Source organism: Phaeobacter sp. JH20_29 (genome assembly GCF_048056175.1).
Classification (GTDB): domain Bacteria; phylum Pseudomonadota; class Alphaproteobacteria; order Rhodobacterales; family Rhodobacteraceae; genus Phaeobacter; species Phaeobacter bryozoorum.
Window position 1 is genome coordinate 707,668 of sequence record NZ_JAYMWO010000018.1, and the last position, 26,905, is coordinate 734,572.

28 protein-coding genes are annotated in these 26,905 nt (G+C 63.9%); 12 read left to right on the plus strand and 16 right to left on the minus strand.

Features of this window, described 5'->3' with window-relative positions; all coding sequences use genetic code 11:
• Positions 1-5: 5 nt before the first annotated feature.
• The 3 genes from plsX to VWZ85_RS18320 all read right to left on the minus strand — a co-directional run bounded on the left by plsX (position 6) and on the right by VWZ85_RS18320 (position 2,142).
• Entirely contained in the window at positions 6-1,130 is a 1,125-nt protein-coding gene (gene plsX / locus VWZ85_RS18310) for a phosphate acyltransferase PlsX (protein WP_416589357.1), read from the minus strand.
• 40 nt (positions 1,131-1,170) lie between these two features.
• On the minus strand, positions 1,171-1,377 hold the full coding sequence (rpmF, locus tag VWZ85_RS18315; RefSeq protein WP_014874239.1) for a 50S ribosomal protein L32: 207 nt from the start codon (positions 1,375-1,377) through the stop codon (positions 1,171-1,173).
• Positions 1,378-1,596: 219 nt separating this feature from the next.
• Positions 1,597-2,142: a YceD family protein gene (locus VWZ85_RS18320; protein WP_340545191.1), complete on the minus strand. Its 546-nt coding sequence runs from the start codon at positions 2,140-2,142 to the stop codon at positions 1,597-1,599.
• 87 nt (positions 2,143-2,229) lie between these two features.
• On the opposite strand from VWZ85_RS18320, the gene VWZ85_RS18325 reads away from it, so the two are divergent.
• The 3 genes from VWZ85_RS18325 (at position 2,230) to VWZ85_RS18335 (ending at position 5,512) form a co-directional block, all read left to right on the plus strand.
• On the plus strand, positions 2,230-2,697 hold the full coding sequence (locus tag VWZ85_RS18325) for an outer membrane protein assembly factor BamE (RefSeq protein ID WP_416537752.1): 468 nt from the start codon (positions 2,230-2,232) through the stop codon (positions 2,695-2,697).
• A 167-nt stretch (positions 2,698-2,864) separates the two neighbouring features.
• The gene (locus VWZ85_RS18330) at positions 2,865-3,659 is read left to right on the plus strand and encodes a GNAT family N-acetyltransferase (RefSeq protein ID WP_416589359.1); all 795 of its coding nucleotides are present in this window, start codon (positions 2,865-2,867) and stop codon (positions 3,657-3,659) included.
• Positions 3,660-3,724: 65 nt separating this feature from the next.
• The gene (locus tag VWZ85_RS18335; protein WP_416537799.1) at positions 3,725-5,512 is read left to right on the plus strand and encodes an ABC-F family ATP-binding cassette domain-containing protein; all 1,788 of its coding nucleotides are present in this window, start codon (positions 3,725-3,727) and stop codon (positions 5,510-5,512) included.
• Between the two features lie 167 nt (positions 5,513-5,679).
• Here the strand turns inward: VWZ85_RS18335 and VWZ85_RS18340 are convergent, their stop codons facing one another.
• From VWZ85_RS18340 to VWZ85_RS18355, 4 genes are all read right to left on the minus strand, one after another.
• The gene (locus VWZ85_RS18340) at positions 5,680-6,234 is read right to left on the minus strand and encodes a sugar O-acetyltransferase (RefSeq protein WP_416589361.1); all 555 of its coding nucleotides are present in this window, start codon (positions 6,232-6,234) and stop codon (positions 5,680-5,682) included.
• Positions 6,231-6,716 (minus strand): GFA family protein, encoded by a 486-nt coding sequence (locus VWZ85_RS18345; RefSeq protein ID WP_416589362.1) that lies wholly within the window; start codon positions 6,714-6,716, stop codon positions 6,231-6,233. Before VWZ85_RS18345 ends, VWZ85_RS18340 begins: the two co-directional genes overlap by 4 nt.
• Before the next feature lie 167 nt (positions 6,717-6,883).
• The gene (locus tag VWZ85_RS18350; RefSeq protein WP_340545196.1) at positions 6,884-7,639 is read right to left on the minus strand and encodes an SDR family NAD(P)-dependent oxidoreductase; all 756 of its coding nucleotides are present in this window, start codon (positions 7,637-7,639) and stop codon (positions 6,884-6,886) included.
• Between the two features lie 72 nt (positions 7,640-7,711).
• Positions 7,712-8,656 carry a GNAT family N-acetyltransferase gene (locus VWZ85_RS18355; RefSeq protein WP_340545197.1) on the minus strand — a complete coding sequence of 315 codons (945 nt, stop codon included), beginning with the start codon at positions 8,654-8,656 and terminating at the stop codon, positions 7,712-7,714.
• 45 nt (positions 8,657-8,701) lie between these two features.
• Between VWZ85_RS18355 and VWZ85_RS18360 the strand changes: the two genes are divergently transcribed.
• On the plus strand, positions 8,702-8,839 hold the full coding sequence (locus VWZ85_RS18360) for a hypothetical protein (RefSeq protein ID WP_340545198.1): 138 nt from the start codon (positions 8,702-8,704) through the stop codon (positions 8,837-8,839).
• Between the two features lie 311 nt (positions 8,840-9,150).
• On the opposite strand, the gene tyrS is transcribed toward VWZ85_RS18360, so the two are convergent.
• A complete protein-coding gene (tyrS, locus tag VWZ85_RS18365) occupies positions 9,151-10,407 on the minus strand; it encodes a tyrosine--tRNA ligase (protein WP_340545199.1) in 1,257 nt (418 codons plus the stop codon).
• A gap of 153 nt (positions 10,408-10,560) precedes the next feature.
• On the opposite strand from tyrS, the gene VWZ85_RS18370 reads away from it, so the two are divergent.
• Positions 10,561-11,721: an anhydro-N-acetylmuramic acid kinase gene (locus tag VWZ85_RS18370; protein WP_416589363.1), complete on the plus strand. Its 1,161-nt coding sequence runs from the start codon at positions 10,561-10,563 to the stop codon at positions 11,719-11,721.
• Positions 11,722-11,780: 59 nt separating this feature from the next.
• Here VWZ85_RS18370 and VWZ85_RS18375 read toward each other — a convergent pair whose 3' ends face one another.
• On the minus strand, positions 11,781-12,212 hold the full coding sequence (locus tag VWZ85_RS18375; protein ID WP_416589364.1) for a cupin domain-containing protein: 432 nt from the start codon (positions 12,210-12,212) through the stop codon (positions 11,781-11,783).
• 62 nt (positions 12,213-12,274) lie between these two features.
• Here VWZ85_RS18375 and VWZ85_RS18380 point away from each other — a divergent pair, with 62 nt between their 5' ends.
• Positions 12,275-13,714, plus strand: coding sequence for a protein adenylyltransferase SelO (locus VWZ85_RS18380; protein ID WP_416589365.1), 1,440 nt, complete (start codon positions 12,275-12,277; stop codon positions 13,712-13,714).
• Positions 13,715-13,716: 2 nt separating this feature from the next.
• Here the strand turns inward: VWZ85_RS18380 and VWZ85_RS18385 are convergent, their stop codons facing one another.
• The gene (locus tag VWZ85_RS18385; RefSeq protein ID WP_416595511.1) at positions 13,717-14,634 is read right to left on the minus strand and encodes a DMT family transporter; all 918 of its coding nucleotides are present in this window, start codon (positions 14,632-14,634) and stop codon (positions 13,717-13,719) included.
• A 188-nt stretch (positions 14,635-14,822) separates the two neighbouring features.
• On the opposite strand from VWZ85_RS18385, the gene VWZ85_RS18390 reads away from it, so the two are divergent.
• On the plus strand, positions 14,823-15,542 hold the full coding sequence (locus VWZ85_RS18390) for an endonuclease/exonuclease/phosphatase family protein (protein ID WP_416537334.1): 720 nt from the start codon (positions 14,823-14,825) through the stop codon (positions 15,540-15,542).
• Between the two features lie 108 nt (positions 15,543-15,650).
• Here VWZ85_RS18390 and VWZ85_RS18395 read toward each other — a convergent pair whose 3' ends face one another.
• Complete coding sequence (locus tag VWZ85_RS18395) at positions 15,651-16,979, minus strand: DEAD/DEAH box helicase (RefSeq protein ID WP_340545205.1); 1,329 nt, start codon at positions 16,977-16,979, stop codon at positions 15,651-15,653.
• A 372-nt stretch (positions 16,980-17,351) separates the two neighbouring features.
• Between VWZ85_RS18395 and VWZ85_RS18400 the strand changes: the two genes are divergently transcribed.
• The 5 genes from VWZ85_RS18400 (at position 17,352) to VWZ85_RS18420 (ending at position 21,427) form a co-directional block, all read left to right on the plus strand.
• Positions 17,352-17,765: a Fur family transcriptional regulator gene (locus VWZ85_RS18400; protein ID WP_340545206.1), complete on the plus strand. Its 414-nt coding sequence runs from the start codon at positions 17,352-17,354 to the stop codon at positions 17,763-17,765.
• A gap of 308 nt (positions 17,766-18,073) precedes the next feature.
• Positions 18,074-18,970: a DMT family transporter gene (locus tag VWZ85_RS18405; protein ID WP_416542883.1), complete on the plus strand. Its 897-nt coding sequence runs from the start codon at positions 18,074-18,076 to the stop codon at positions 18,968-18,970.
• 173 nt (positions 18,971-19,143) lie between these two features.
• Positions 19,144-20,418, plus strand: a complete 1,275-nt coding sequence (eno, locus tag VWZ85_RS18410; protein ID WP_416536294.1) for a phosphopyruvate hydratase — start codon at positions 19,144-19,146, stop codon at positions 20,416-20,418.
• Positions 20,419-20,483: 65 nt separating this feature from the next.
• The gene (locus VWZ85_RS18415; RefSeq protein ID WP_340545209.1) at positions 20,484-20,999 is read left to right on the plus strand and encodes a hypothetical protein; all 516 of its coding nucleotides are present in this window, start codon (positions 20,484-20,486) and stop codon (positions 20,997-20,999) included.
• Positions 21,000-21,196: 197 nt separating this feature from the next.
• Positions 21,197-21,427: a hypothetical protein gene (locus tag VWZ85_RS18420; RefSeq protein WP_416536293.1), complete on the plus strand. Its 231-nt coding sequence runs from the start codon at positions 21,197-21,199 to the stop codon at positions 21,425-21,427.
• 207 nt (positions 21,428-21,634) lie between these two features.
• Here VWZ85_RS18420 and VWZ85_RS18425 read toward each other — a convergent pair whose 3' ends face one another.
• The 5 genes from VWZ85_RS18425 to VWZ85_RS18445 form a co-directional block, all read right to left on the minus strand.
• Positions 21,635-21,910 carry a glycine zipper 2TM domain-containing protein gene (locus VWZ85_RS18425; protein WP_340545211.1) on the minus strand — a complete coding sequence of 92 codons (276 nt, stop codon included), beginning with the start codon at positions 21,908-21,910 and terminating at the stop codon, positions 21,635-21,637.
• A gap of 617 nt (positions 21,911-22,527) precedes the next feature.
• On the minus strand, positions 22,528-22,977 hold the full coding sequence (locus VWZ85_RS18430; protein WP_340545212.1) for a GNAT family N-acetyltransferase: 450 nt from the start codon (positions 22,975-22,977) through the stop codon (positions 22,528-22,530).
• Complete coding sequence (locus VWZ85_RS18435; protein ID WP_416589367.1) at positions 22,974-23,915, minus strand: nucleoside hydrolase; 942 nt, start codon at positions 23,913-23,915, stop codon at positions 22,974-22,976. Before VWZ85_RS18435 ends, VWZ85_RS18430 begins: the two co-directional genes overlap by 4 nt.
• 173 nt (positions 23,916-24,088) lie before the next feature.
• Positions 24,089-25,309, minus strand: coding sequence for a DegT/DnrJ/EryC1/StrS family aminotransferase (locus tag VWZ85_RS18440; protein ID WP_416589368.1), 1,221 nt, complete (start codon positions 25,307-25,309; stop codon positions 24,089-24,091).
• 168 nt (positions 25,310-25,477) lie between these two features.
• Complete coding sequence (locus VWZ85_RS18445) at positions 25,478-26,788, minus strand: NAD(P)/FAD-dependent oxidoreductase (protein ID WP_416589369.1); 1,311 nt, start codon at positions 26,786-26,788, stop codon at positions 25,478-25,480.
• Positions 26,789-26,905: the final 117 nt, after the last annotated feature.

A 26,905-nucleotide genomic window follows, 5' to 3' on the forward strand; every position in this document is an offset into this window, starting at 1 on the left:
GCCTTTTAGTCTTTTTTGGTGGGCGCCTGGTCGGTTTTGGTCTCGTCCATTTGCGCTGGTTTATCTTGGGTAAGCGCCACAGAGGATGCAACCCGTGCGGCGAGTTTTTCTGCAAACCCCTGCTGGGCAAGACGGAAGGCCAGCTTCACCGCCGCCGAGACACCGGTGGCATCCGCGCCACCATGGGATTTCACCACGGTGCCATTGAGACCAAGGAAAACACCGCCATTGACCCGGCGCGGGTCCATGCGCTTGGACAGCCGCTTGAGCGAGGTCATCGCCAGCAGCGCCGCAATCCTGGACAGGAACGAATATTCAAAGGCTTCCCGCAGGGCGACACGCATCAGGCTGGCAGTGCCCTCGCCGGTCTTGATCGCGACATTGCCGGTGAACCCGTCGGTGACGATCACATCGGCGACATCGCCGGGGATATCGCTGCCCTCGACAAAACCGACAAAGTCAAACCCCCCGGTTTCGGAATGATCCGAGATCAGCCCATAGGCTTCTTTCAGGTCGGCATGTCCCTTGTGCTCTTCGGTGCCGACATTCAGCAGGCCCACGCGGGGGCGGGGAATGTCCATCGAATTGCGCACATAAGAGGTGCCCATCATGGCGTATTGCAGCAGATCCTGCGCGTCGGCGCGCACATCGGCGCCAACATCGAGCATCACGTTGAAGCCCTGCGGATTGCGCGACGGCCAGAGAATCGCAATGGCAGGGCGGTTCACACCGGGCAGCTTGCGCAGCCGCAGCATCGACAGCGCCATCAGCGCGCCGGTATTGCCGCAGGAGACCGCACCGGCGGCTTCACCCTCCTTGACCGACTCCAGCGTCGACCACATCGACGTGCCCTTGCCGTGGCGCATCACCTGAGAGGGCTTGTCCTCCATGGTGACCACATCGCGGGCATCGCGGAATTCCACCCGGCCGTCGAGAATACGCTTCTTGGCGACCAGCGGCTTCAGCTGTTCTTCGGGACCATGCAGGATGAACCCCAGATCGGGGTTCTTTTCGGCGGACATGGCAATGCCGGCCACCACAACTGCGGGGCCGGCATCTCCGCCCATGGCGTCAACCGAAATAACTATGCGGCCGGCATTCTTCTGCATCTGATCGGGTTTACCCGCCATGAAAATGCCTGCCTGACATTAAGTCTGGTGCTGACGCGGCTTAGGCCGCGTCTTCGTCCATGTCGATCTCGTCAGCGGCTGCGACGATTTCTTTCTCGTCGTAGTGGCCGCAGGAGGGGCATACGTGGTGCGGACGCTTCAGTTCGCCACAGTTGCCGCATTCGTTCGGGTTTGCAGCAACCAGTGCATCGTGCGCGCGGCGGTTGTTGCGACGCGACTTGGATACTTTGTTCTGTTGGACAGCCATGTCTCAACCTTTGTCACTTGGGGCCTTGGGGCTGTCCCCGCGGCGCGTTTCACATTCAATGTTTCGATCGGTCTGCCGTGCGTTTAGGCCTCAGCCTTGCCGATGTCCAACCAAAATTCCGATGAGCGCGCGAAAATACTGCGAATTGACGCTGGCGCAAGTGGTTTTTTGGCCGGTCAGCGCATGAACACCAATCGGAATCGTCTGGCCGCTCTCTTTTCAGTCTTCGCGGCTGCCGTCAAGCTGATCACGCAGCGCGGCCAGCCCGGCAAAGGGCTTTGTGTCCTCGTCGCGCATCGGGGCAACACCCGGTTCGGCGTGCACTGATTCTCCGAGCGAGACGCCGTCTTTGCGGGGGTATTGCGGCAGCGCCAGCGCCAGCGCTTCGACCATCACCTCATGCGGGGAGATATGGCTGCCCAGCGGTTCGCTGGTGTCATCCTCGGGCATCTCCACCTCTTCCTCGCTGTCGGGATGCACCATCCCGGCGATAAAGCTGCGGCGCACCTTCTGATCAATGCGGGTGGTCACCGGATCCAGTGTCACCACGCAGGGCTGCACCACGGTGGCGCCCAGATCCGCAACCAGTTCCCAGTCACGTTTGCCCAGAGCGCGGATCTCTCCGGCAAAGCGCAGTTTGCGCAGATCGTCGACGCCCAGCTCCTGCGCGAGGGCGGTCAGACCAGCGGCGTCGGGGCGCAGTTCGAACGAGGTTGCGCGGTTTTGCGGCAGGTCAGCGACCCGAAAAGCGGTGCTCTCAGACATTTGGGGGACTTTCGTTTCTTGAACCGGAGGCTTGGTTTAGGTAATCCGGTTCAAAGGCGTATTCAAGCCGGGGGGCAAGAGAGTAGCATGGCATCCAAACGTATGAGGTCGCTGAAGGCGGCGATAAGGGTCACGGTTCTCTTGGTAGCGGGGCTCGCGGTTGGCGCCTGTTCCATGTACCGCAAGCACGGATATGTCCCCAGCGAAGAGCTGCTGTCAGAGGTGGTTGTCGGCGTTGATACCAAGGACAGCGTTGCTGAAACCATTGGGGTTCCGGCGGCAGAGGGCGTGCTGACCGATGGCGGCTACTACTATGTTTCCACCCTGATGCGCCGCCGCGGACCTTCGGCCAGCAAGCCGGTCTCGCGGGAGCTGGTTGCGATCAATTTCAACGATCAGGGCGTGGTCACGGGGATCGAACGCTACGGTCTGGAGCAGGGCCGGGTGATTCCCCTGCAACGCCGCGTGACCAGCTCCAACGTGCAGGACAAGACCTTCCTGCGCCAGCTGCTGGGCAGCCTCGGCAACTTTGGTCCCGGTGGGCTGATCGAATGATGCGGCGGGTCTGATCGGCCTGCATATCAAATTCTGAGAAAGCCATCCCGATCCGGGGTGGCTTTCGTCGTTTGGCTGATACGTGATCCATGCTAGGCAGGCCACAGGCTGCGGTGCCTGTGGTCGCTGGAAGAGCTGCGTTGCGTGATCTGTTGCCCCTTGTGAAGATGTCCCCTGCAAAGGTCGCGCCGCGGCCGCTGCTGTGTCGTGGCCGCTATCGGGTCCGGCTGATTGATGGCGCCGGGCAGGTGGCCGGTGATGGCGGCGATCTGCAACGGGCGCGGGCGCTGCGAAGCCTGTGTTTCGGCCGCAGCAAGCTCGACGCAGAACCGCTGGACCGGCGCTGCCAGCATATGCTGATCGAGGATCAGGCCAGCGGTGTTCTGGTCTGTTGTTTTCGCCTGCTGCTGCTGCCAGATGGCGCATATATCGCCCAGAGTTATGCCGCACAACGCTATGATCTGAATATGTTTTCCGCCCGTCGTGGCCCGTTGCTGGAGCTGGGGCGGTTCTGCATCCATCCCGATTGGCAGGATGCCGATATCCTGCGGCTTGCCTGGGGGGCGCTGACAGCGTTTGTCGATGATCACGGGGTCGAGCTGCTGTTTGGCTGCTCGTCCTTTCAGGGTGTTGATCCGGCGCCCTATGGGCAGGCCCTTGCCCTGCTGCTGGCCCGTCATCAGGCACCGACCGGGCAGGGGGTGGGGGTGCGGGCGGCGCAGGTGCTGCCCCTTGCGGCACTGGATCTGCCGCCCGTGGATGGCAAGGCGGCGCAGCAGCAGATGCCGCCCCTGTTGCGCACCTATCTGATGATGGGCGGCTGGGTCAGCGACCATGCGGTGATCGACCGCGAGCTTGGCACGCTGCATCTGTTTACGGCGGTGGAAATCGCCACCATTCCCGCAGCGCGCAAACGTCTGCTGCGCGCCATTGTCACCGGCGTTGACCATCCGGTGCGCTGACAGCCGTTGACCTGCCCCGCGCCCCGGTTTAGCAGCCTCACATGGCACGTATTCCTCTTTTACAGATGTCCGGTATCTCCCTCACCTTTGGGGGCGATCCGGTGTTCGCGGATCTTGATCTGGTGGTGCAACCCGGCGACCGGGTGGCGCTGGTCGGGCGCAATGGCTCCGGCAAATCCACCCTGATGAAGGTGATGGCCGGTCTGGTCGAGGCCGACACCGGCTCGCTGGTGGTGCCGCCGGGCAAATCCGTCGGCTATATGGAGCAGGACCCGCAGATGACCGGGTTTGCCACGCTGGGCGATTTTGCCAGTTCCGAACTGGATCCGGGCGAGATGTACAAGGTGGAGCGGGCAGGCGAGGGGCTGAAGTTTGATCCCGCCCGCCCTGTGGCGACGGCCTCCGGCGGTGAAAAACGCCGCGCGGCGCTGGCCAAGCTGATGGCCGAGGCACCCGATCTGATGCTCTTGGACGAGCCGACCAACCATCTGGATATCGAGGCGATCACCTGGCTTGAGAATGAGCTGAAATCGACCCGCGCCGCCTTTGTGCTGATTTCGCACGACCGGGCGTTTCTGCGCGCCCTGACCCGCGCGACGCTTTGGGTGGACCGGGGGCAGGTGCGCCGTCAGGAGAAGGGGTTTGATGCCTTTGAGGCCTGGCGCGACAAGATCTGGGAAGAAGAAGACCAGCAGAGGCATAAGCTGAACCGGCTGATCAAATCCGAAAGCCGCTGGGCGGTGGAGGGCATCTCCGCCCGCCGCAAACGCAATATGGGCCGGGTGCGCGCGCTTCAGGATCTGAAGGCGGAGCGGTCCAGCCAGATCAAGCGGCAGGGCACGGCTGAGCTGGCGCTGGACGCGGGCCCCAAATCGGGCCGCAAGGTGATCGAGGCCGAAGGGCTGACGAAATCCTACGGTGACAAGGCAATTGTGCGGGACTTCTCGCTGAAGGTGCAGCGCGGCGATCGCGTTGCCTTTGTCGGGCCGAATGGGGCAGGTAAGACCACGCTCCTGAAGATGCTGCTGGGGCTGGAACAGCCTGATGAAGGCCATGTGCAGATGGGCACCAATCTGGAGCTGGCGCTGTTTGATCAGACCCGCGATCAGCTGGACGGCGATGCCAGTCTCTGGGAAAACCTGACCTCGGATCCGCTTCTGGGGATTTCGGGCAAGGCGGATCAGGTGATGGTCCGGGGGCAGCCTAAACATGTGGTCGGCTACCTGAAGGAATTTCTGTTCGACGAGGCGCAGGCCCGCGCGCCGGTGCGGTCCCTGTCCGGCGGCGAGAAGGCGCGTCTCTTGCTGGCGCGGCTGATGGCGCGGCAGAGCAACCTGCTGGTGCTGGACGAACCGACCAATGATCTGGATGTTGAGACGCTCGACCTGTTGCAGGAACTCCTGGACAGCTACGATGGCACGGTTCTGCTGGTGAGCCACGACCGGGATTTTCTGGACCGCGTGGCCACCACCACCATCGCCATGGAAGGCGGCGGGCGCGCCACGGCCTATGCGGGGGGCTGGAGCGATTACCTCTCGCAACGTGCCCCGGTCGAAGGTGCGGCGGAGAAGGCAGAGAAAGCCAAGGCGAGCAAGCCGAAACCCAAGCAGGAAGCGCAGCCCAAGGATGGTCTGAGCTTTAAGGAAAAACACCGGCTGGAGGCGCTGCCCGGCGAGATCGAGCGGCTGGAGGCGGAGATCGCCAAATTGCAGCAGCTGATGGCCGATCCCGAGCTGTTCACCCGCGAACCGGTGAAGTTCCAGAAGGCCACCGATGCGCTGGTGGAGCGGCAGGAGAAACTCTCTGCCGCTGAGGAGGAATGGCTGGAGCTGGAAGAGAAATCCGCAGGCTGAAGCCCCTCTGATTTTTCGGTAAGCAGGGCTGACCCAATGTTTCGCGTGCGAAACATTGGGTCAAAGACGCTGCCGTAGTCTTTTGTAAAATATAAATTTTTCCTGATTGAAGCCTAAGGCGGCGCGCGGCTGCTGCGCAACGGGTGCGAGTTTTGACCCTGCGGATGCTAGCGAGGGAGCGCCCGCGCCGGATTGCCGACCACTGTCACCCCGGCCTCCACATCTCGTGTCACCACCGCGCCGGCACCGACGATGGCGCCATCGCCGATGCTGACGCCGGGCAGGATGATCGCGCCGCCGCCGATCCAGACATCGCACCCCAGCGTGACCGGATGGGCGATTTCCAACCCCTTGGCGCGCAAGGCTTTATCCTTATGGTGCTGGGCGCAGAAGATCTGCACATTCGGCCCCAGCATGGAGCGGTCCCCAATGCACACCGGCGCGGTATCAAGGATGGTGCAGCCCGCGTTCAAATAGACCTGATGCCCGAGGGTGATATTGACCCCGTAGGCGCAGTGAAACGGGGCCTCGATCAGGCAATTCTGCCCATGACCGGCAAAGAGGGCTGCCAGCGACGGGCTGAGGCTTTCGCCGGGGTCAGGGGGGCGTTGATTGTGCTGATGCACCGCCAGACGGGCCTGATGACGCAACGCGGAGAGTTCGCTGTCCAGGCAACAGTACCAGTCGCCCGCCTGCATCTTTTGTCGTTCGGATCTGCTCATGCCGGATCCCTGCCGGGCGCGGAGGGTGCGATGGTATTGACGTAATCATCCATCAGATCCGCCAGCTCCTTTGCCGTTGTGGGGAAGCGGGCATAGCTGTGAGATGCCGGAACCATCGCCCAGGGCTGTTTGTCCTCGGTCATGACTTCGACAAAGGGGGTGAACCAAGTCAGATCATCCAGCAAAGAGGCGCGCAGGTTCACCCGTTCTGGTGCCGCCTTCAGGCGGGAGAGGACAAAGCTGAGGCAGGTCGGGCAGTAATAATGCTTGCGCTCTTCGCTGTGTTTTCCACCCAGCACCAGCTCTCCCGTGACGGTGACCGCCTCTGCCGGAAACATGACGGTCAGGGAATAGGCGCTGGCGGCAAGTTTCTGACAATCGCGGCAGTGGCAGGCCAGCGTCAGCAGGGGGGAGGCGGTGACATGCAGCTGGACAGCACCGCAGAGACAGGCGCCGGTCAGCGGCAGGTTGGGCTGGGTCATGGGTCTGCTCCCCCTCGGCAAGGTTGTGCGACAGGCTAGCGGAGAACCGGGAGGCTGTCGCTGATCAATTCCGTATTGCGCGGAGAGGGGAGTGGGGGTGTCTCAAGGGGTGGTCTGCCCCTTGAGGTCTTGGTTTCGATACGGGTAACCGAGAGCGCCTCAGCGCCTCAGCGCATCCGCAGCGCGCCGTCGAGGCGGATCACCTCGCCGTTGAGATAGCCCATCTCGACGATGAACCCGGCCAGACGGCCATATTCGGCAGGGTCGCCAAGCCGGGCCGGGTTGGGCACATCGGCGGCGAGCTGCTGCTGCACCTCTTCCGGCAGGCCCGCCAGCATCGGGGTCATGAAGATGCCCGGCGCGATGGTCATCACCCGCACGCCCGAAGAGGCCAGATCACGGGCCATCGGCAGGCACATGCCCACAACGCCGCCTTTGGAGGCGGCATAGGCAGCCTGGCCTTTTTGACCGTCAAAGGCCGCGATTGACGCGGTGTTGATGATGACACCCCGGCCACCGTCTGCCTCAGCCTCGCATTTGGCGATTTCCACGGCGGCGAGCCGGGCGACGTTGAAGGTGCCGACAAGGTTGATGTCGATGGTGCGCTGATAGGCATCCAGAGGGTGCGCGCCATCGCGGCCCACGGTCTTGATGCCAAGGGCGATGCCTGCGCAGTTCACGCAGACGTTGATCTTGCCCATCTTCTCGCTGGCAAGCGCCATGGCTGCGGCAACCGACTCTTCGCTGGTGACGTCGGTCTGGGCAAAATGCCCGCCGATTTCGGAGGCAACGGCAGCGCCGCGTTCGGCGTCACGATCCAGGAGCGTGACCTGGGCGCCTTGGGCGGCAAAATGACGGGCGGTGGCCTCACCAAGGCCAGAGGCGCCGCCGGTGATGACGGCGGCGGTTTGCGACAGTTTCATGAGCAGGGCTCCTCCCGGGGGTCTATGCTATCGGGTTCATATCTGAACGTGTGTTCAGATAATCACGTCCCCCTAGCAGTGTCCAGAGAGCCCGGGGTTCATCAGCCGTTTGTCGAGCGCGGCGAGCGGACGCAGCAGCCGACCCAGCGGCGGCCAATAGGCCCAGGTGCCACCCAGCTGGTGCAGCCGTGCGCCGGTGCCCAGTTTGAAGCGGGCCAGACCGGCGGCGTTTTCGGTGTTGATCACGCCAAGGTCGAGCTGTTCATAGCCGCGTTTGGCAAGCCAGGACATCGCCTCCCACATCAGCAGGTTATGGGCGGACAGCGCCTTGCCGCGATCGGTGGTATGGCCGATGTGATAGGTGGCGCCACGCCCATGGCAGAGCACCAGCACGGCGGCCACGATCTCCTTGCCGTCATGGGCTTCGAAAATCTTGGCCATCCCCTTGTTCTCGCGGGCATAGGCCAGGGTCAGATCCACCGGCCAGTTGCGATAGCCGCGGCTGGATTGCTGCGCGGCATCAGCAGCAAAGATCCAATGCGCCGGGGTCTGGGGCAGGGATTGGCGGGTGATGCGCAGCCCCTGCTGTTCGCCATGGACCAGCCGGTTGCGCCATTTCTGATGCAGCGCCGCGCGGCGCTGATCCGGGTCACCGGTGAGGTCGAGCAAACCGACATGCGCCGGGCTGACCAGCGCCACCGCGCCGTGGCGGGCGAGGGCGGGGGTCGGCGTTTCTGGCGACAGGATGACGGGCGTGCGGCGCAGGCCGTTTTCCTGCAATTGTTCCAGCAGTCGCAACGGCTTGTCGATGCGGGCGCGGTTGACCATGGCCACGTTGATGCGGCCCCAGAGCTTGCGGCGCATGACGACGGTGCCTTTCATCTGGTTCAGCACCAGAGGGTCCTTGCCCGTCGCCTGAAGCGCGCGGGCAAATTCCGCCGATTGCGGTAGGGCAGAGATGGTTTCGTCGCGGAGAATGGGGCGGGGCATGACATCTGCTGGTGTGAAATCGAACATGGCGCCATTAACCGCAGCGAAACCTAAATGATGGTTAATGAAGATATGAAAAATGCGAATAAAATTCGAAATCATTCCGCACCGGCTCCGCGGGTCACCAAAGCTGCGGCTCTTCTGGTGGCTCTGGCGCTGTCGCTGCCGGTTGGGCTGGTGCTGATGCTGCTGGATCTCTGGGTGCTGTGAAGCCTTTTGTTTTAGCACGGAATTCGAGGGCCGGGTCGTGTCAGCAGCTCCGGTGCACGGCGGTGGTGCCCTGTCGTGATGCGCTGCCGCGCCGCGCCTTCGCGCGGCGCCCCGCCCAACGGGAACACCCCATCCGGGATGGGGGATGACGGGCGGGAGCCTTTTGCGGAGGTTCCCGCAACGCCTCGGCCCTGCGCTGGCAATGGCGCTGCGGCTGGTCTGATCTTCGGGATCGAAAAAGGGGCCACAGCGGCCCCCTTTTTTTTGATTGCTGTCGGTTGGTCCTGCCCGTCGGCTGCACCGCGGGGCGATTACCCCTCCAGCTGCACCAGCGCGTGGCGTTTTTTGCCCGCAGACAGTTTGATCGGCGAGGCCAGAGCGGCGGCGTCGATCATCAGCCCTGCATCGGTCAGCGGCGCGTCGTCGATCTTGGCGCCGTTCTCTGCGATCAGGCGCTTGGCGTCCTTGCCCGATTTGGCCAGCCCGGATTTCACGATCAGCTGCACGATGGAGATGCCATCGCCCAGATCTGCGGCAGTCAGGCTGAGCGTGGGCAGGTCGTCGCCAATGCCGCCTTTCTCGAACACTTCGCGGGCGGTGGCCTCGGCGGCCGCGGCGGCCTCGGCACCGTGCAGCAGGGTGGTCACCTCATTGGCAAGGATCACCTTGGCGGCGTTGATCTCCGACCCTTCCAGCGCACCCAGGCGGTTGCATTCGTCCACCGGCAGCTCGGTATAGAGCTTCAGGAAGCGGCCCACATCGGCGTCGGTGGTGTTGCGCCAGAACTGCCAGAACTCATAAGGCGAGAGCAGATCGCCATTGAGCCAGATCGCGCCATTCTGCGATTTGCCCATCTTCTTGCCGTCGGAGGTGGTCAAGAGCGGCGATGTGAGACCGTAGATTTCATGGTCCAGCACCCGGCGGGTGAGGTCGATGCCGTTGACGATATTGCCCCATTGATCGGAGCCACCCATCTGCAACACGCAGCCGTAGCGGCGGTTCAGCTCCAAAAAGTCATAGGCCTGCAAAATCATGTAGTTGAATTCGAGGAAGGACAGCGACTGTTCGCGGTCGAGACGCGATTTCACGCTCTCAAACGACAGCATCCGGTTCACCGAGAAATGGCGGCCGATATCGCGCAGGAAAGTGAGGTAGTTCAGATCATCCAGCCATTCGGCGTTGTTCAGCATCATGGCGGCGTTACCCGCGCCGCTGTCATAGTCGATATAGGCGGCAAACACCTTCTTGATGCCGGCGATATTGGAATCGATCTGCTCATCCGTCAGCAGCGGGCGTTCATCAGCGCGGAAAGAGGGATCGCCCACCTTGGTGGTGCCGCCGCCCATCAGGGTGATCGGTTTGTGGCCGGTCTTCTGGAACCAGCGCAGCATCATGATCTGGATCAGCGAGCCCACATGCAGCGAGGTCGCGGTGGCGTCAAAGCCGATATAGGCGGATTGGCCGGGGGTCATCAGCGCCTCGTCCAGGCCCTGGTAATCGGTGCAGTCGGCCAGATAGCCACGTTCCATCATAACTGCGATGAAGTCCGATTTTGGGTGGTAGGTCATGATGTGCCTCGGCTTTCTAAATTGCGCGCTGCTGTATAAAACGCAAATTGCCGGGGGGAAAGCAGTGTGAACGGCTTTGCGCAAGAAATTCGCTGCTGTATCCTTGGCGCAAACCGGCGCGGCGCGCCCAATATCACAGCAGGCACCATCAGCATGACCAGATCCCCCTCCTCGGCCCGTTCTGTGGCGATCCCCAAGACCGGCGTTCTGCGCGCCCTTGGCACCATGAGCGGCACCTCGCTGGACGGGGTGGATGCGGCCATTGTCGAGACCGATGGCGTGGTGATCCACGGCTTTGGCGCCAGTGCCTATCGCGCCTATGAGCCGGTGGACCGGGCGCAGCTGGCGGCCGCATTGGGACAGTGGCAGGGGCCACAGGTGGACGCCGCCGCAGAGATCGTGACCCGCGCCCATGCGGCGCTGCTGGCGCAGGTTCTGGCCGAGGATGCAGCGGCGGGACCGGTTGATGTCATCGGGTTTCACGGTCAGACGCTGGCCCATGCGCCGCGCGTGCAGGGCACCCTGCAGGTGGGCGATGGGGCGGCGCTGGCGGCTGAGCTTGACACCCCGGTGGTCTGGGATTTTCGCAGCGACGATGTGCGGCTGGGCGGGGAGGGCGCGCCGCTGGCGCCGTTCTTTCATTTTGCCTGCGCCAAATACCTGAAGCGGGACAAACCCCTGTGTTTCCTGAACCTCGGCGGCGTGGGCAATCTGACCTATGTCGATCCGCGCTGTGACGCGGCTGAGGATCCCGGCGCGCTTTTGGCGTTTGACACCGGCCCTGCCAATGCGCCGATCAATGATCTGGTGCAGGCGCGCTGTGGTCAGATGATGGACGAAGGCGGCGCGATTGCCCGTGGCGGCGCGGTGGAGACCGGGGCGCTGGAGCTGTTTCTGGCGGAGCCCTATTTTGCCCGGATGCCGCCGAAATCGCTGGATCGCAATGATTTTTCCGAGATGATCACGCTGGTCTCCGAATTGAGCGACCGCGATGCGACGGCGACGCTGACCGGCATGTGCGCCGCTGCTGTTGCACAGGGGATGGAGCATTGCCCGGAGCCGCCGGAGGTGGTGTTGGTCACTGGCGGCGGGCGCCACAACCCGGTGCTGATGGAGATGCTGCGGGTGTCGCTGGACTGCCCGGTTCAGCCGATCGAGACGGTGGGGCTGGATGGCGACATGCTGGAGGCGCAGGCCTTTGCCCATCTGGCGGTACGGGTTGCGCGCGGGCTGCCGACCTCCTGTCCCGGCACAACCGGTGTCAGCGCCTGTGTTGGCGGCGGTGTGGTGAGTGTGCCGGGGCGCGAGGACTGAGGTCTGGCGGCCGGGAAACTTGGAGGTTTCCTGGCAAATCCCATCGAAGAAATCTGGGGTCAGGCGCGCGGGATATCGAAGCCGGGGTCGGCGAGGGTGAAGCCCTCGAACCGGAACCCCGGTGAGACGGTGCAGCTGACCAGCGTATAGTCGCCGCTGGTGCGGGCGGCCTGCCAGTGGCCTTCGGGGACGATCAGCTGCGGTTCTCCGGTGGTCAGGTCCGGGGTCAGCAGGTGGTCGTGGGCGGGGCCGTCATCGCTGGCTGACAGCGACAGCACCAGCGGCGCGCCAGCGTGATAAAGCCAGATCTCGGTGGCATCGACACGGTGCCAGTGGCTGCTCTCACCCGCCTTCAGCAGGAAATAGATGCAGGTGCCGGTGGCGCGGTCGTCGTGGCTGGTTGTGGTATCGGCGATCCATGTCTGGCGGTAATAGCCGCCTTCGGGGTGGGGCTGGAGGTTCAGCCGGGCGATGATCTCATCGGCGGTCATGTCAGTGCTCCGTTTTGTCTGTTGGCTCTGGCAATTTGGCATTTGCCGCATATGTTTGGGCCATGACATTGCACATCCCCTTTGACAATACATATGCCGCGCTGCCGCCGCTGTTCTACAGCAAACAGGCTCCCGTGCCGGTGAAGGCGCCAGAGCTGATCGCCTATAATGGTGCACTTGGCGCGGAGCTGGGCATCCGGGCGGGTGACAGGGCCGAGCTGGCCGAGATTTTTGCGGGCAACCGTGTGCCCGATGGCGCCGATCCGCTGGCGCAGCTTTATGCGGGGCATCAGTTTGGCACCTACAATCCACAACTCGGCGATGGGCGCGCGATCCTGCTGGGCGAGGCTGTTGGTGTTGATGGCGAGCGCCGCGATATCCAACTGAAGGGATCCGGGCGCACGCCCTATTCGCGGGGCGGTGACGGGCGGGCTTGGCTGGGGCCGGTCCTGCGCGAATATGTGGTGAGCGAGGCGATGCACGCGCTTGGTATTCCGACGACGCGCGCGCTGGCGGCGGTTGCGACCGGTGAGCTGGTCTGGCGCGAACAGGGCGGTTTGCCCGGCGCGGTGCTGACACGGGTGGCCGCGAGCCACTTGCGGGTCGGGAGCTTTCAGATCTTTGCCGCGCGGGGCGAGCAGGCGGCGCTGCGGCAGCTTACGGATTACGCCATCCAACGCCATTATCCTGAGGCGAAGGGGCCGATGGGGCTGTTGCGGGCGGTGCGCGATCGGCAGTCGGAGCTGATCGCGGCCTGGATGTCGGTAGGCTTTATCCACGGGGTGATGAATACCGATAACTCGTCCATTTCCGGCGAGACGATTGACTATGGTCCCTGCGCCTTTTTGGATGTCTATCACCCCAGCACTGTGTTCAGTTCGATCGACCGGATGGGGCGTTATGCCTATTCCAACCAGCCCGATATTGCGGTCTGGAATCTGGCGCAGCTGGCCACCGCGCTGATCCAGCAGGCGGAGGATCCGCAGGCGCTGGTTGAGGAGGCGACCGAGATCGTTCATGCGATGCCCGCCCGGACCGAGGCCGCCTGGCTGCGGCGCTTTGGCGCCAAGATCGGCATTGCCGAGGCAACGCCTGACGATATGGCGCTGATCACTGACCTGATGCAGCGCATGGCGGCGGGGCAGGCGGATTTCACCAATACCTTCCGGGCCTTGGGCGATGCTGTTGCGCCGGACTCCGGCAAGGTGCGCGATGAGTTTCTGGAGCCGGAGGCGTTTGACGGCTGGGCAGGGGACTGGCGCGCGCGTCTGGCGCAGGAGGCGGATCCGGCGGCGGCGATGGCGGCAGCGAACCCGGTCTATATCCCGCGCAACCACCGGATCGAGGCGATGATCAGTGCCGCCGTTGCGGGCGATTTTGCCCCGTTCGAGCGGCTCAATACCGTGCTGGCGGATCCCTATACCGTGCAGGCAGGGGCCGAGGATCTGCGTCGCCCGCCGGCTGCGAGCGAGGTGGTGAAGGCGACCTTCTGCGGCACCTGAACCTATTTGCGATTGATCAGCAGGATACCGACCGCGACCAGCACCAGTGCGGCCCAGACCTGCGGCAGGATCACCTCGTCCAGCAGCAGCCAGCCGAGAATGGCCGCGATCACCGGCGACAGGAAGCTGAAGGAGGCAACGGCATTGGCGCGGTAGAGGCTGATCAGCCAGAGCCACAGCAGATAGCCGAGGCTGGCGATGGCGATGGCCTGAAACAGCACGCCGGAGATATGCAGCGCCGTGGGGTCGCGCAGCAGCGGTCCAAACAGCGGCGAAATCGCCAGCAGCACCAGCGCCGATGTGGCCAGCTGATAGGTGAGCTGGCGGATCGGCGGCACATGGGCCAGTGGCGACAGCCGCGCGCAGAGGGCGATCCCGGCCCAGGCCAGCGTCGCCGCAAGCGCGAGAATATCGCCCAGCAGCGAGGCATCGCCGCTGCCTCGGTGCAGCACGGCCAGCACCACGCCGCCCATGGCCAGGATCAGTCCCAACATGCGCAGGCTGTTGAGCCGCTCGCCGGGCAGGAGCAGATGGCCGGCCAGGGCCAGCCAGACCGGCATCGAGTTGAAGATGATCGTGACCCGCGACACCGAGGAGAGATCAAGTGCGATATAGAGGCAGACAAATTCGGCCGTGAACAACAGCCCGGACACCAGCCCCCAGAAGTGGACAGAGCGGCTCCAATGCGCCGACGTCTGGGCAGGGGCAGGGGCAGGGGCAGGGGCAGGGGCAGGAGTGCTGGCGCGCTTCAGCTGGCCGCGAAAGGCGAGCCATGTCAGCAGGACCGCCAGCCCGATGAGAGAGCGCAGGCCCGCCTGAAACACCGGGCCGAACCCGCCGTTGGAGACCTTGATCACCACCTGATTAAAGCCCATCAGCCCGCTGAAGCCGATCAGCATTGCGGCCCCGATGCCGTCCATTGCGCGTTTCTCACTCATGCCGCCAGAGGAGGTGGGCTTGGTCCGAGAGTCAAGCCGGGAAAACAGATGCTTAGGCCGCGATGGGTGTGACAGGGCGCGCTCTGGCCTGCGGTGCGGATTTCGGCCATGCTGTGGCCGTATCACGCACCGGATCGGTGACAAGGCGCGGTGGCAAAGAAGGCAGAGGAATGACGCAGGAACAGGGCACCCGGCCGGGACGGCTGCGGCTGGCAAGTTACAATATTCAGAAGTCGATGGGACTGGATCTGCGTCGGCGTCCGCGTCGCACCTTGCAGGTGATCGAGGGCACCGGGGCGGATCTGGTGCTGTTGCAGGAGGCCGACAAACGGCTGCCGCCACGACCCGCCGCGCTGCCGCATTTCATTCTGGATGAGGCAGGATGGCAGATTGTCGATCTGGGCGGGGCAGGGTCACTGGGCTGGCATGGCAATGCGGTGATCTGGCGGGGCGCCGGGATTGCGCTTCAGGATCACGGCCATATTCCGCTGCCGGGGCTGGAGCCGCGCGGGGCGGTCTGGGCGCTGTTCGAGACGGCGCTGGGACCGCTCAGGGTGGTGGGCGCGCATCTGGGGCTGACCACCAAGGCGCGCCATGAGCAGGTCCATCATCTTGCGGGGATCATCGCCAAGCGCCCGGATCTGCCGACGGTCTGGGCCGGAGATTTCAACGAATGGTCCCGCCAGCCGGTGCTGGATCATCTGGCTCCGAAACTGCGGTTTGTGCCGCCACGGCCCAGTTTTCCGTCGCTGCGCCCGATTGGCGCGCTGGACCGGATTGCGGTCAGCCGGGGGCTGGAGGTGGTGGACAGCGGCGTCTATCGCGCCCGTCCCGCGCATATCGCCTCGGATCACCTGCCGGTCTGGGCGGATCTGGTGGCGGCGCGGTAAGTCGATGACGAAAAAGAAAAAACCGGGGACGAGAAAGCCGGGGACGCAAAAGGCATCCCCGGCTTTGTCTGGTTTTCAGCCGTGCCCCCATAGGGGCATGGTGAGGGTTTACTGGGCGCGACGGCGCTGACCGCCGGGTTTGCCCTGAGCCGCGCCTGCGGCGGCACCGGATCCACCGCTGCGCGCACCGCTCTGGCCGCCACCGGCACCACCGCTGCGACGCCGGCGATGACCGCCGGGTTTGCCGCTGCCACCGGGTTTGCCGCCGCCACGACGGCCCGCCGGGGCCTTGGCATCGGGCAGAACCTCCCACGGACGGCCTGAGGCCACCGGGATATTGAGGTTCATGGTCTTCTGGATCGCCTTCAGCTCATCCATTTCATCCGGGGCACAGAAGGCCACGGCCTGACCGTCCTTGCCTGCGCGTGCGGTCCGGCCAATCCGGTGCACATAGGCATCCGCCACATTGGGCAGCTCGTAGTTATAGACGTATTTCACATCCGGGATATCGAGACCACGGGCCGCCACATCGGTGGCCACGAGGATCTTGACCTCGCCGGATTTGAAGGAGGCAAGCGCGCGTTCACGCTGGCCCTGACTTTTGTTGCCGTGAATTGCTGCGGCCGAGAAACCGGCGGCCGACAGCGTTTTCATCAGCTTTTCCATGCCGTGTTTGGTGCGGCCAAAGACAAGTGTCCGCTCGTCCTTGTGTTTGGTCAGCAGCTCTTTCAGCAGCGAGAGCTTCTCTGCCTTGGCGATGAAATGCACCGATTGGGTGATCTTGTCGGCAGCCTTGCCGGGAGGGTTCACCTCGATCCGCACCGGGCTTTGCAGATAGGAATTGGCGATCTCGTTCATCTGCTTGGGCATGGTGGCCGAGAACAGCATGGTCTGGCGCTGTGCCGGCAGAAGAGCGGCGATCTTGCGCAGCGCGTGGATAAAGCCGAGGTCCAGCATCTGGTCGGCCTCATCCAGCACGAGGAAGTCGCAGGAGCCAAGATCCAGCGCGCCACGGTCAAGGATGTCCAGCAGACGGCCCGGGGTGGCGATCAGGATATCGGTGCCGCGCGACAGGCGGCTGATCTGCGGGTTGATGGAAACGCCGCCGACAACCAAGCCGGTTTTCATCGGAGTGCCTTCGGTCAGGCCCTTGAGGTTGGCGGCGATCTGGTTGGCCAGCTCGCGGGTCGGCGCCAGCACCAGGCCGCGCACGGTCTTGGCGGCGGGTTTGCGGCCGTATTGCATCATCTGGGCAATCAGCGGCACGCCGAAGGCGGCGGTTTTGCCGGTGCCGGTCTGCGCCAGACCCAGCACGTCCTTGCCGTTCAGCGCATGCGGGATGGCGCGGGCCTGAATCGGGGTCGGATCGGTATAGCCAAGTTCTGCAATGCGCTTCAGAAGCTGCTCGGGCAGCCCCATGGTTGAAAATTCTGTCACGTCTCGTCCTTTCACAGCCGCGCCAACAGGGCTCGGCCGGTGCCGCCACGGGGGCGGTCTGTCGTTGGGGCAGGGACCTCGGGCGGGGCTGGCATCATGCCAGACCGCTGGTCGCTGCGAGTGCCCCACGCGTGATATTGGGAACGGTGGCATATCCTTAGGGTCGGTGTTTGGCCTGCGCATTGATCTGGCGCGGCCCGACGTCCTCTGCTCACGCGGCAGGGAGGGATGCCTGACAGGGCAGATGGCCCCGCCAGCGGATAAAGTCAATGGGCAATTGTTGTATATTCTGCGCCACAGACTGTTAAAACCCGGTTTGCGACGCGGGCGTCTTTGTATAAACAGGGACGCCATGCTGAATAAGGGATGACCATGAGCGAGACGATTATCGCACGCTGCGAAGCCATAGGTCTGCGGATGACAGGCCAGCGACGGGTGATTGCGCGCGTATTGCAAGAGAGCGACGATCACCCCGATGTCGAGGAACTCTATGCCCGTGCCAGCGCGCTAGACGGGGCGATTTCGCTGGCCACCGTCTATCGCACGGTGAAGCTGTTTGACGAAGCGGGCATTCTGGAGCGGCTTGAGTTCGGCGACGGGCGTGCCCGCTACGAGGATGCCGACCGCGAGCATCACGATCATCTGATCGACATGACCACCGGGGCGGTCATCGAATTCTGCGACCCGGAGATCGAGGCCTTGCAGGAGAAGATCGCCGAAAAGCTGGGCTATGAGCTGCGCGGCCACAAGCTGGAACTATATGGCGTGCCGCGCAAGAAGAGCTGAGCCAGCGCGCGCCCGCTGACCACATGCCGGTCGGCCTGCGGGGGCGTGTTTTCTTAGACAGGATAACGGGTCCGAATATTCCGGAAAATTCCGGGGCGCGCCGCAGCCCGGCGGTGGCCCAGTATCACGGCGCGTGATAGGAGCGGTCACATGAAGTCATGAAGCTGCGCCGCAAATATTGAGTCGTGTCGCAAATGGACAAGTGGGCGGTCGCTTCCGGCTATTTGTTGTGCGGATCAGTCGATGCAGCGACGGCGGGCACGGCCCCTCGGCAGAGCCATCGGACCCATTGGAATGGAACGATCAAGATGAACAATGTCACGGGAATATTGCTGGTGATCCTCGCCATGGCGGGGTTTTCGCTGGAGGATATGTTCATCAAGCAGCTCGCCACCTCGGTGCCGGTGGGGCAGATCCTGATGATGCTGGGGCTGGGCAGTGGCACGATCTTTGTGATCTGGGCCAAGCTGCAGGGCCACCGGGTGCTGGCGCCACGCAACTGGCGCTGGCAACCGGTGCTGCGTGCCTCGACCGAGGCGCTGGCGGCGGTCAGCTTTGCCTCGGCGCTGGCGGTGGTGGATATCTCGACCGTGGCGGCGGTGTTTCAGGCGATGCCGCTTGCGGTCACTGTCGGGGCGGCGCTGTTTCTGGGCGAGGATGTCGGCTGGCGGCGCTGGACGGCGATCCTTGTCGGTTTTGCCGGGGTGCTGATGATCGTGCGGCCCGGTCTGGCCGGATTTGAGCCGGGGGTGCTGCTGGTGCTGATCTCGGTTGTGGCGGTTGCGGCGCGCGACCTGATGACGCGGGTGATGGATAGCGCGGTGCCCTCTGCCGTGGTCAGCTCGCAGGCCTTTGGCTCGGTGATCCCGGCGGGGCTGGTGATGCTGCTGATCCTGCCCGGAGAGCCGGTCGCCCTGGAAGGCAGCCAATGGGGCATGTTGCTGGGAGGCGTCATCTTTGGCGTGCTGGGGTACTACGGGATTGTCACCGCCACCCGGATCGGCGATGCCGCCGTGATCACGCCGTTTCGCTACTCCCGGCTGGTGTTTTCGACCCTGATCGGCGTGGTGATCTTTGCCGAGGCGCCGGATATGATGACGCTGGCGGGATCGGCGCTGATCATCGGCTCCGGGCTTTATACCTTTCTGCGGGAGCGGCGTCTGGCGCGGCGGGCGGCGCGGGCGCAGGCGGCGGTCCCTGTCTGAGCACATCGGGCTGGCGCCGGTGGCGATTGATTGCGCAAACAGCGAACTGTTAGCCCTAACCCCGTAAAATAAGTGACGTTAGCGATAACGCTCATGGTTTACTTTTGACCTGTGAATGCTATGACGCAGGCACCAATTGCCGCAATCACTTGCCAAGATCAGGGACCTGAATAATGAGCACCATTATCGATATCCACGCCCGTGAAATTCTCGACAGCCGGGGCAATCCGACCGTTGAAGTCGACGTCATGCTGGAAGACGGCACAATGGGCCGCGCGGCGGTGCCGTCGGGTGCGTCAACCGGGGCCTATGAGGCGGTGGAAAAGCGCGACGGCGACAAGTCCCGTTACCTTGGCAAAGGCGTGCTGGAAGCAGTTGCCGCCGTCAATGGCGAGATCGCCGAAGAGCTGGTCGGCTTTGACGCCTGCGAGCAGGTCGCCGTGGACATGGCCATGATCGAGCTGGATGGCACCGAGAACAAGGGCCGTCTGGGCGCCAATGCCATTCTGGGTGTCTCCATGGCGGTGGCCAAGGCTGCGGCGGATTTCACCACCCAGCCGCTGTATCGCTATATCGGTGGCACTTCGGCGCGGGTTCTGCCGGTTCCGATGATGAATATCATCAACGGCGGCGAACATGCCGACAACCCGATCGACATTCAGGAATTCATGATCATGCCGGTGGCGGCGGACAACATCCGCGACGCGGTGCGCATGGGGTCCGAGGTGTTCCACACCCTGAAGAAAGAGCTGTCGGCGGCGGGTCTGTCGACCGGGATCGGTGACGAGGGCGGTTTTGCCCCCAATATCGCCTCTACCCGCGAGGCGCTGGATTTTGTGCTGAAGTCGATTGAAAAGGCCGGCTACAAGCCGGGCGAGGAAATCTATCTGGCGCTCGATTGCGCGGCGACCGAATACTACAAGGATGGCAAATATGTGCTCTCCGGCGAAGGCAAAACCCTGTCGTCGGAAGAGAATGTGGCCTATCTGGCGGCACTGGTGAAGGATTATCCGATCATCTCCATCGAAGATGGCATGGGTGAGGATGACTGGGACGGCTGGAAAGCCCTGACCGACGAGCTGGGCGACAAGGTGCAGCTGGTCGGCGACGATCTGTTCGTGACCAACCCGGCGCGTCTGGCCGACGGGATTGCGCGCGGCTGCGCCAACTCCATGCTGGTGAAAGTGAACCAGATCGGCACCCTGACCGAGACCCTGAAGGCGGTCGATATGGCCCATCGTGCGCGCTACACCAATGTGATGTCGCACCGCTCCGGCGAGACCGAGGACGCCACCATTGCCGACCTCGCCGTGGCCACCAACTGCGGCCAGATCAAGACCGGTTCGCTGGCGCGCTCTGACCGGCTCGCGAAATACAACCAGCTGATCCGTATCGAGGAAATGCTGGGTGAAGTCGCCGAATACGCGGGTCGTTCGATCCTGAAGTAAGACCAGAGGCCGGGGCATGTTGCTCCGGCCTTTTTGTTCCTGTGTTCCGTTGTTGTGTGGTTATCATGCTCAAGAAGGTTGCCCATTTCCTGATCCGGCGGGCTGAACGCCGTATTGGCGTCTCGCTCGATTATGCCCATGCCATTGCCGATACGGACCTGGGGTTGCTGGCCCGCTACAACCGGGTGTTTGGTTTTCTGGATCCGAACCGTCAGCTGCCTGCCGCCGCCTATCATGCGGCGCGGCTGACCGGGGCGCTGAGCGCGGATTGCGGGTCCTGTGTCGAGGCGGAGATCAACCTGGCGAAATCCGCCGGGCTGTCGCCCGAGCTGATCAGGTCGATCCTGACAGGCAGCGCGCTGGAACCTGAGCTGGAGGCGGTTGTGCGTCTGGCGGGCGCGGTGGCTGGCACGCGCAGTGACGATCCTGAGGCGCGGGAGGCCGTGCGCGCGGCCTATGGCGAGGCGGGGCTGATCGAGCTGAGTTTTGCGATGAACGGGGCGGCGATGCTGCCGGGGATCAAGCGCGCCATGGGCTATGCCACTGCCTGCGACCTGCAGCTGATGCGTCGGCTGTCCTGAGCGTCTGAGTGCCGGGCCTGGGTGCCGGGCCTGCGTGTCGGGGCGAGGACGGCCCCGGATCTGCGCCGATAACCTCTCAGATCGAAATCTGTGCGGATGGCGCACTTCTGTGGCCTGCTTCACAGACCTGTGATCGCGGCTATGGCAGTCTTGGTCGCAGGCGCTACGGGGGTGGCGCTGGCCAGGAGGGGAAGATCATGGGAGCGACTGCACATCTGAAAGCCCGGGAGAGTGTTTATCCGAAGCCTGCGGTGAGGGTGGCCGGAACCGCAAGCTGGCTGCCGCTGGGGTTCATCATTGCGGTGGCCCTGCTGGCCGGTTGTGCGGGGCCCGGGCATTATCCGCTGACAGGGCATGACGCAAATGTGGCTGATCCGGTTCACAGCATGTCGATGACACAGGGCGCAATGGTGGCCGGGGGGCTCTGAGGCGCGCTGCCAAAGGGGGATCGACATTGTCAGCCCTGAGCATGTCAGGGCCTTGGCGCAGAGGGGGCGCGGCGTAATTTCAAGCCGTTGGCGACAGGGAAAGACCCTGAGAGCGGATCCGCTCTCAGGGTCTTTCTTTGACTGTTGGGTCGGATCCGCGATCCGTGATGCGAACGCTGCAGGTCTCGCCCGCGCTCTGCGCCGGAATTACGGGCAGGCCGCTGTGTAATAGGTGCCGTCACCGCGGGAATAGGCGCATTGGCGCGACTGGTTGTTCTGCGCCACAAGCGTACCGGCGGCGGCCCCGCCAAGGGCGGCAATCAGGCGCCAGTCGTCATCGGCCTTGAGCGCGTCGGCGGCAATCAGACCTGCTGCGGCACCACCGGCGACACCGGCCACTGTGCGCTGTTCGGGGGTCAGATCGGTGCAGGCGGAGAGCGCCAGCGTCGCGGCGCTGAGGCCGGCGAGGATATGGGATTTCATGAGATTTCCTTTCCTGTCATTGATGCGCTTGTGATGGCTGTGCAGGAGCGCTCCTGCATCTTTGTGGCTTGTCCCGGCGATACGCCGTCTCCGGCCCGCTTCGACTGGCGCCAACCGGAGCCGCCACACCCCAGGACGGCTCCGCTCAGCTGCTGGGGCCCACCCCTGAACCCCGGTTTGGTCGACCGCCAAAAGGCCGCCGCCGTCGTGCGGATCCATGGCCCCATGGTGTGATGAGGCGTGACGGATCCGGTGTTACGCGCGCGGGGGTTCGCCCGGCGCCCACCCCGGTGGGTGGCTGTGCATCACGGCTTCTGCCGCTGTCTTCGTTGCGCCGCCTATCGGTTGGCGGCGCGCTCCCACACGTTCCACGGTGTGTTCAATTGGTCTGTTCCATCGCGCTGGCGCTGGCCGGTGCCCCGCGCCGCTGGTTCAGAGAGAGAACCCCAGACGTGCAGATTGGTTCCCTGTGTCATGAAAAATAATTCACGGGGCGCGAAACTGGCGCCAGACAGCGTGCCATCCGCGCACAGGCAATCGCCATGCGGCGGCCTGCGCGCACGTCCGGGAACGCCCGGGCGCGTCCGCAAGCGGGCGGCATGCGCGGTGGTCCGGTGCTAGAGCTTGCGGCTCATCAGCATGTGTGTGTCGCGCGGCTCGAACCGGGCTCGGGCATAGAGCCCGCGGGCAGGCGCATTGTTTCTGTCGACGTCCAGATGCAGCGCTTTGATGCCGGCTTCGGCCAGGGTGCGGGGCAGGGAAAACAGCACTTCGGTGGCAATGCCGCGCCCGCGCACGGGCGGGCGGATGAACAGCTCGTCGATAGAACCATCCATGCCGCCAAACTCCACCGACCAGCTGAAGGTGACAACGATATAGCCCACCGGTGCGCGGGTCGGGCCGATCAGATAGACGGCGCCATAGGGCAGCCCGTTCAGCAGCGGCTCAATGGCGGCGCGGCGGTGCGGCTCATCTGAGGCGATGCCCATCTCGCCGTGAAAGGCCGCGACGAGATCCAGAACACGGGTCAGATCCTCGGGGCCTGCAAGGTGCAGCGCGGCGCTCATAGGGTGGCCAATCGGCTGGTGATCAGGTCAAAGAAACCATCGGCGTCCAGATCGCCAATGAACAGCGCATTGGCAGGTCGGTCGGTGACCCCCCACCAATCGGCCACGGTCATGCCAAGGGTCAGCTCGGAGGTGGTTTCGACCACCACGTTGATCTTGCGGCCCGAGAACAGCTCAGGCCGGATCAGATAGGCAATGACGCAGGGATCATGCAGCGGGCCGCCTTCGGAGCCGTATTTCTCGACATCAAAGCGTTCAAAGAAATCAAGCATATCGGCGGTGAAATCGCCCACTTTGGTGGCCAATGCACGGATCGCCTCGATCCGGGGGCGGGTGGCCAGCGCCTTGTGGGTGACATCCAGCGGCATCATGGTGACCGGCACGCCGGAGCTGAGCACGGCGGCGGCGGCCTCCGGGTCGACGTAGATGTTGAATTCCGCCGCCGGGGTGATGTTGCCGACCTCGAAATAGGCGCCGCCCATCAGCACGATCTCCTGAACCCGGGTGACGATGTCGGGGGCTTTCTGAAAAGCGGTGGCAACATTGGTCAGCGGCCCCAGCGGGCAGAGCGTAACGGTGCCGGGAGCTTCGCGGCGCAGGCTGTCGATGATGAAATCGACAGCATGTGTTGCAGCCAGCGGCATGGTTGGATCCCAATGGTCCGGCCCATCGAGGCCGGTCTTGCCATGCACATGTTCGGCGGTGATCAGCGGCCGGGCCAAGGGCGCGTCGCAACCGGCGTGGACGGCCATGTCCGGGCGGCCTGCCACTTCGCAGACGCGGCGTGCATTGGTCTGGGTCAGTGCCAGCGGCACATTGCCAGCAACACAGGTTATCCCAAGCAGATCAATCTCTTCTGGGCTGGCCAATGCCAGCAGAATGGCGACAGCGTCATCCTGTCCGGGGTCGGTGTCGATAATGATCTTGCGCGCGCTCATGGGGCTGTCCTTCTGGTCGTTGCCAGACCCTCGCAAGGGTGGCGGGCAATGTCCAGCGGCGGCGCGGGCTGCGGTCGGGAATTCGCCGGTTTGCGGCCTAAGCCGCCAGCAAAAAGGCGCGCCGCCTGACCCTGCGCGCCCCGGTGTCCGATGAACCCCGCCGCCCGCAGGGGTCAGGCGGCAGCGGCCCCCATGGCGTCGGCCATCGCAGACAGCAGCACAGTGGCGATCACATCGAGTTCGTCGCGGCTGAGGCGCACCGGCAGGCGCACATCGCAGGCCTGCATCAGCATGGCGCGGGTCTGCGGCAGCTCGGGGATATCGCGCAGGAACTGCCAGTTCCAGAAAGCGCGGGCGTTGTCTTCGGAGAGGCCGAAGATCTGCACCTTGACGCCCCGCGCCTCGGCTGCGGCGGCAAAGCGGTTGATCTCCTCGCTGCTCATATCGACCAGGTTGAACTGGATCGAATCCGGCGCGCGCTGTTCCGGCGGCAATGGGGCAGGCACGTCGATATGCGGCGAGCGGTTGAGCTGATCTGCGACATAGTCGTGGTTCTTCAGCCCGTCGCGCACCCGGCGCGCCAGTTCGGGCAGCTGCGGGCGGATCACGGCGGCCGACAGGTTGCTCATCCGCAGGTTATAAAGCGGCAGCTGGTTCTGCCATTTGGCAAAGGCCTGCTCGAGCGCGCCGGTGTTGTCGCCGGGGGCGGATTTGTGTTTTTTCCAGTTGTGCTCATAGGCGCCGGACATGATCACGGCGCGGGCGACCAGATCGGCATCATCGGTAACCAGGATACCGCCTTCGCCGGCGTTGATCATCTTGTAGGACTGGAACGAGAAGCAGCCGATGGCGCCCAGCGTGCCGATATTGCGGCCATGCCAGGTGGTGCCCAGCGAATGGGCGGCATCCTCAATCACCGGAATGTCGCGCGCGCTGCAGAGCGCCATGATCGCATCCATATCGGAGGTATGGCCGCGCATATGGCTGATGATCACCGCCTGCACATCCCCCAGCTTGGCCTCGAAATCGGCCATGTCGATCCGGTAGTTGGCTCCCACCTCGCAGAGGACCGGCACGCAATCGGCGTGGACAATCGACGAGGGCACGGCCGCAAAGGTGAAGCCGGGGATCAGCACGCGGGCATCGCGGGGCAGGTCCAGCGCCTTCAGCGACAGGAACAGCGCCGCAGAGCAGGAGGAGACCGCCAGCGCGTATTTGCTGCCAAGGAGCTGGGCAAATTCCTCTTCCAGCAGGGCAACCGGCGCATCCTGCGGCGCGGTGTAGCGGAACAGATCGCCAGACTGCATCAGGGCGTCAATGGCGGCGCGGGCGGCCTCTGGGATCGGTTCTGCCTGATGGACGTTCGGGACTTGCGACGGGGATGCCTGGCTCATATTTCAAAATCCTGAATCTACCTTTCCAAAAACATAAATGCTTGGCGCAAAAATGCCAAGCCTCGCCCGCGGGATCGGCAGGTTTTGGCGGAAAATTTCACAGAACTGTTGCTTTGGCTGCGGGCGTGGTCTGCGGGGGTGATCCCCTGTGGCCTGGGCCGCGCAGGATCAGACGCCGATCCGGTCGCGCAGCGCATACCAGGTCATCGCCAGCGCCAGCAGGGGGCTGCGCATGGCGGTGCCGCCGGGAAAGGCGGGGGCTGGTACGCGGGCCATGGCATCAAAGCCGTCGCTCTCTCCGGCGATGGCCTGCGCCATCAACTGGCCTGCATGGGTGGCGGTGCCGACGCCATGGCCGGAATACCCCGAGGCCGAGAGCACATTGGGCGCCAGCCGCACCAGATAGGGCATCCGTTTCATGGTGATCGCGAGGGTGCCGCCCCAGGCGTAGTCGATCTTCACATCGCGGAGATGCGGAAAGATCTGGACCATCGGCTTGCGCACGGTGGCGGCGATATCGCTGGGGAAGCGGTAGCCATAGCTTTCACCACCGCCGAACAGCAGGCGGCCGTCGTGGCTGAGCCGGAAATAGTTCACCACAAATTTGCTGTCGGCCACCGCCACATCGCGGGCCAGTACCCGCGCGGTTTCGGCGCCAAGCGGCGCGGTCGCGGCGATGAAATTGTTGATCGGCATCACCCGCGCCGCCACGCGGCGGTTGAGCCCGCCGAGATAGCCGTTGCAGGCCAGCACCAGCTGATCGGCAACGACCTCTCCTGCCGCGGTGCGCAGCCGGATCTGCTTGCCCTCGTCGATGTTCAGAACCTCGCTGCCCTCACAGATCCGCACACCGGCTGCCGCAGCGGCACGGGCGAGGCCAAGCGCGTATTTCAACGGGTGCAGATGCGCCGCCCCCATATCGAGAGAGCCGCCGACATAGGCGGGCGAGGGGCAGATCGCCTGCAAACCATCGTGATCCAGGGCGGTGATCTCCTGGTAGCCATAGCGGTTTTGCAGATGCTCCACATAGCGGTGTTCGTGGTCGACCTCGCCCTTCGAGAAACAAGCATGGGCAATGCCGGGCTTCAGATGGCAGTCGATATCGTGGCGCGTGATCAGCGATTTCACCAGATCCTTGGCGTCCTCTGCCAGCTGCCAGAGCTTTTCGGCATCCGCCGCACCCAGCAGGTTTTCCAGCCCGTCCTGTTCCATACGCTGACCGCTGCCAAGCTGGCCGCCGTTGCGACCGGAGGCACCAAATCCGACGCGGTTGGCCTCCAGCAGGATCACCGAACGCCCGGCCTCGGCCAGATGCAGCGCCGCCGACAGCCCGGTGTAGCCACCGCCGACAACGCAGACATCCGCGCGGGCGTCGCCCGTCAACGGCGCAAAAGGCGCCAGCGGCGTGGCCGTTGCGGCATACCAGCTATCGGGATAGGTCCCTTTGCGGTCGTTGGAATAGAGCAGGTTCAACCCCATGGCACACCTCAGTCCCCGGCAGTCGCCGCCCCAAGTCCGGTTACGCGCAACTGCCTGTCATCTTTCCATAAATACTCACCGGCGCTGACCTCGGCGGAGAGATCAGCGCCGACAGTT

Excerpts from the sequence above, each read along its gene's own strand:
- eno (WP_416536294.1), top strand. The coding sequence starts at position 19,144 with ATGAGCACCATTATCGATATCCACGCCCGTGAAATTCTCGACAGCCGG.
- VWZ85_RS18355 (WP_340545197.1), bottom strand. The coding sequence starts at position 8,656 with ATGTTCGATTTCACACCAGCAGATGTCATGCCCCGCCCCATTCTCCGC.
- VWZ85_RS18425 (WP_340545211.1), bottom strand. The coding sequence starts at position 21,910 with ATGAAATCCCATATCCTCGCCGGCCTCAGCGCCGCGACGCTGGCGCTC.
- VWZ85_RS18420 (WP_416536293.1), top strand. The coding sequence starts at position 21,197 with ATGGGAGCGACTGCACATCTGAAAGCCCGGGAGAGTGTTTATCCGAAG.
- VWZ85_RS18415 (WP_340545209.1), top strand. The coding sequence starts at position 20,484 with ATGCTCAAGAAGGTTGCCCATTTCCTGATCCGGCGGGCTGAACGCCGT.
- VWZ85_RS18320 (WP_340545191.1), bottom strand. The coding sequence starts at position 2,142 with ATGTCTGAGAGCACCGCTTTTCGGGTCGCTGACCTGCCGCAAAACCGC.
- VWZ85_RS18385 (WP_416595511.1), bottom strand. The coding sequence starts at position 14,634 with ATGGACGGCATCGGGGCCGCAATGCTGATCGGCTTCAGCGGGCTGATG.
- VWZ85_RS18340 (WP_416589361.1), bottom strand. The coding sequence starts at position 6,234 with ATGAGCAGATCCGAACGACAAAAGATGCAGGCGGGCGACTGGTACTGT.
- VWZ85_RS18380 (WP_416589365.1), top strand. The coding sequence starts at position 12,275 with ATGACATTGCACATCCCCTTTGACAATACATATGCCGCGCTGCCGCCG.
- VWZ85_RS18435 (WP_416589367.1), bottom strand. The coding sequence starts at position 23,915 with ATGAGCGCGCGCAAGATCATTATCGACACCGACCCCGGACAGGATGAC.
- VWZ85_RS18405 (WP_416542883.1), top strand. The coding sequence starts at position 18,074 with ATGAACAATGTCACGGGAATATTGCTGGTGATCCTCGCCATGGCGGGG.
- VWZ85_RS18335 (WP_416537799.1), top strand. The coding sequence starts at position 3,725 with ATGTCCGGTATCTCCCTCACCTTTGGGGGCGATCCGGTGTTCGCGGAT.
- VWZ85_RS18440 (WP_416589368.1), bottom strand. The coding sequence starts at position 25,309 with ATGAGCCAGGCATCCCCGTCGCAAGTCCCGAACGTCCATCAGGCAGAA.
- VWZ85_RS18325 (WP_416537752.1), top strand. The coding sequence starts at position 2,230 with ATGGCATCCAAACGTATGAGGTCGCTGAAGGCGGCGATAAGGGTCACG.
- VWZ85_RS18345 (WP_416589362.1), bottom strand. The coding sequence starts at position 6,716 with ATGACCCAGCCCAACCTGCCGCTGACCGGCGCCTGTCTCTGCGGTGCT.
- VWZ85_RS18390 (WP_416537334.1), top strand. The coding sequence starts at position 14,823 with ATGACGCAGGAACAGGGCACCCGGCCGGGACGGCTGCGGCTGGCAAGT.
- VWZ85_RS18330 (WP_416589359.1), top strand. The coding sequence starts at position 2,865 with ATGTCCCCTGCAAAGGTCGCGCCGCGGCCGCTGCTGTGTCGTGGCCGC.
- VWZ85_RS18445 (WP_416589369.1), bottom strand. The coding sequence starts at position 26,788 with ATGGGGTTGAACCTGCTCTATTCCAACGACCGCAAAGGGACCTATCCC.
- VWZ85_RS18375 (WP_416589364.1), bottom strand. The coding sequence starts at position 12,212 with ATGACCGCCGATGAGATCATCGCCCGGCTGAACCTCCAGCCCCACCCC.
- VWZ85_RS18370 (WP_416589363.1), top strand. The coding sequence starts at position 10,561 with ATGACCAGATCCCCCTCCTCGGCCCGTTCTGTGGCGATCCCCAAGACC.
- rpmF (WP_014874239.1), bottom strand. The coding sequence starts at position 1,377 with ATGGCTGTCCAACAGAACAAAGTATCCAAGTCGCGTCGCAACAACCGC.
- tyrS (WP_340545199.1), bottom strand. The coding sequence starts at position 10,407 with ATGACCTACCACCCAAAATCGGACTTCATCGCAGTTATGATGGAACGT.
- plsX (WP_416589357.1), bottom strand. The coding sequence starts at position 1,130 with ATGGCGGGTAAACCCGATCAGATGCAGAAGAATGCCGGCCGCATAGTT.
- VWZ85_RS18360 (WP_340545198.1), top strand. The coding sequence starts at position 8,702 with ATGAAAAATGCGAATAAAATTCGAAATCATTCCGCACCGGCTCCGCGG.
- VWZ85_RS18430 (WP_340545212.1), bottom strand. The coding sequence starts at position 22,977 with ATGAGCGCCGCGCTGCACCTTGCAGGCCCCGAGGATCTGACCCGTGTT.
- VWZ85_RS18400 (WP_340545206.1), top strand. The coding sequence starts at position 17,352 with ATGAGCGAGACGATTATCGCACGCTGCGAAGCCATAGGTCTGCGGATG.
- VWZ85_RS18350 (WP_340545196.1), bottom strand. The coding sequence starts at position 7,639 with ATGAAACTGTCGCAAACCGCCGCCGTCATCACCGGCGGCGCCTCTGGC.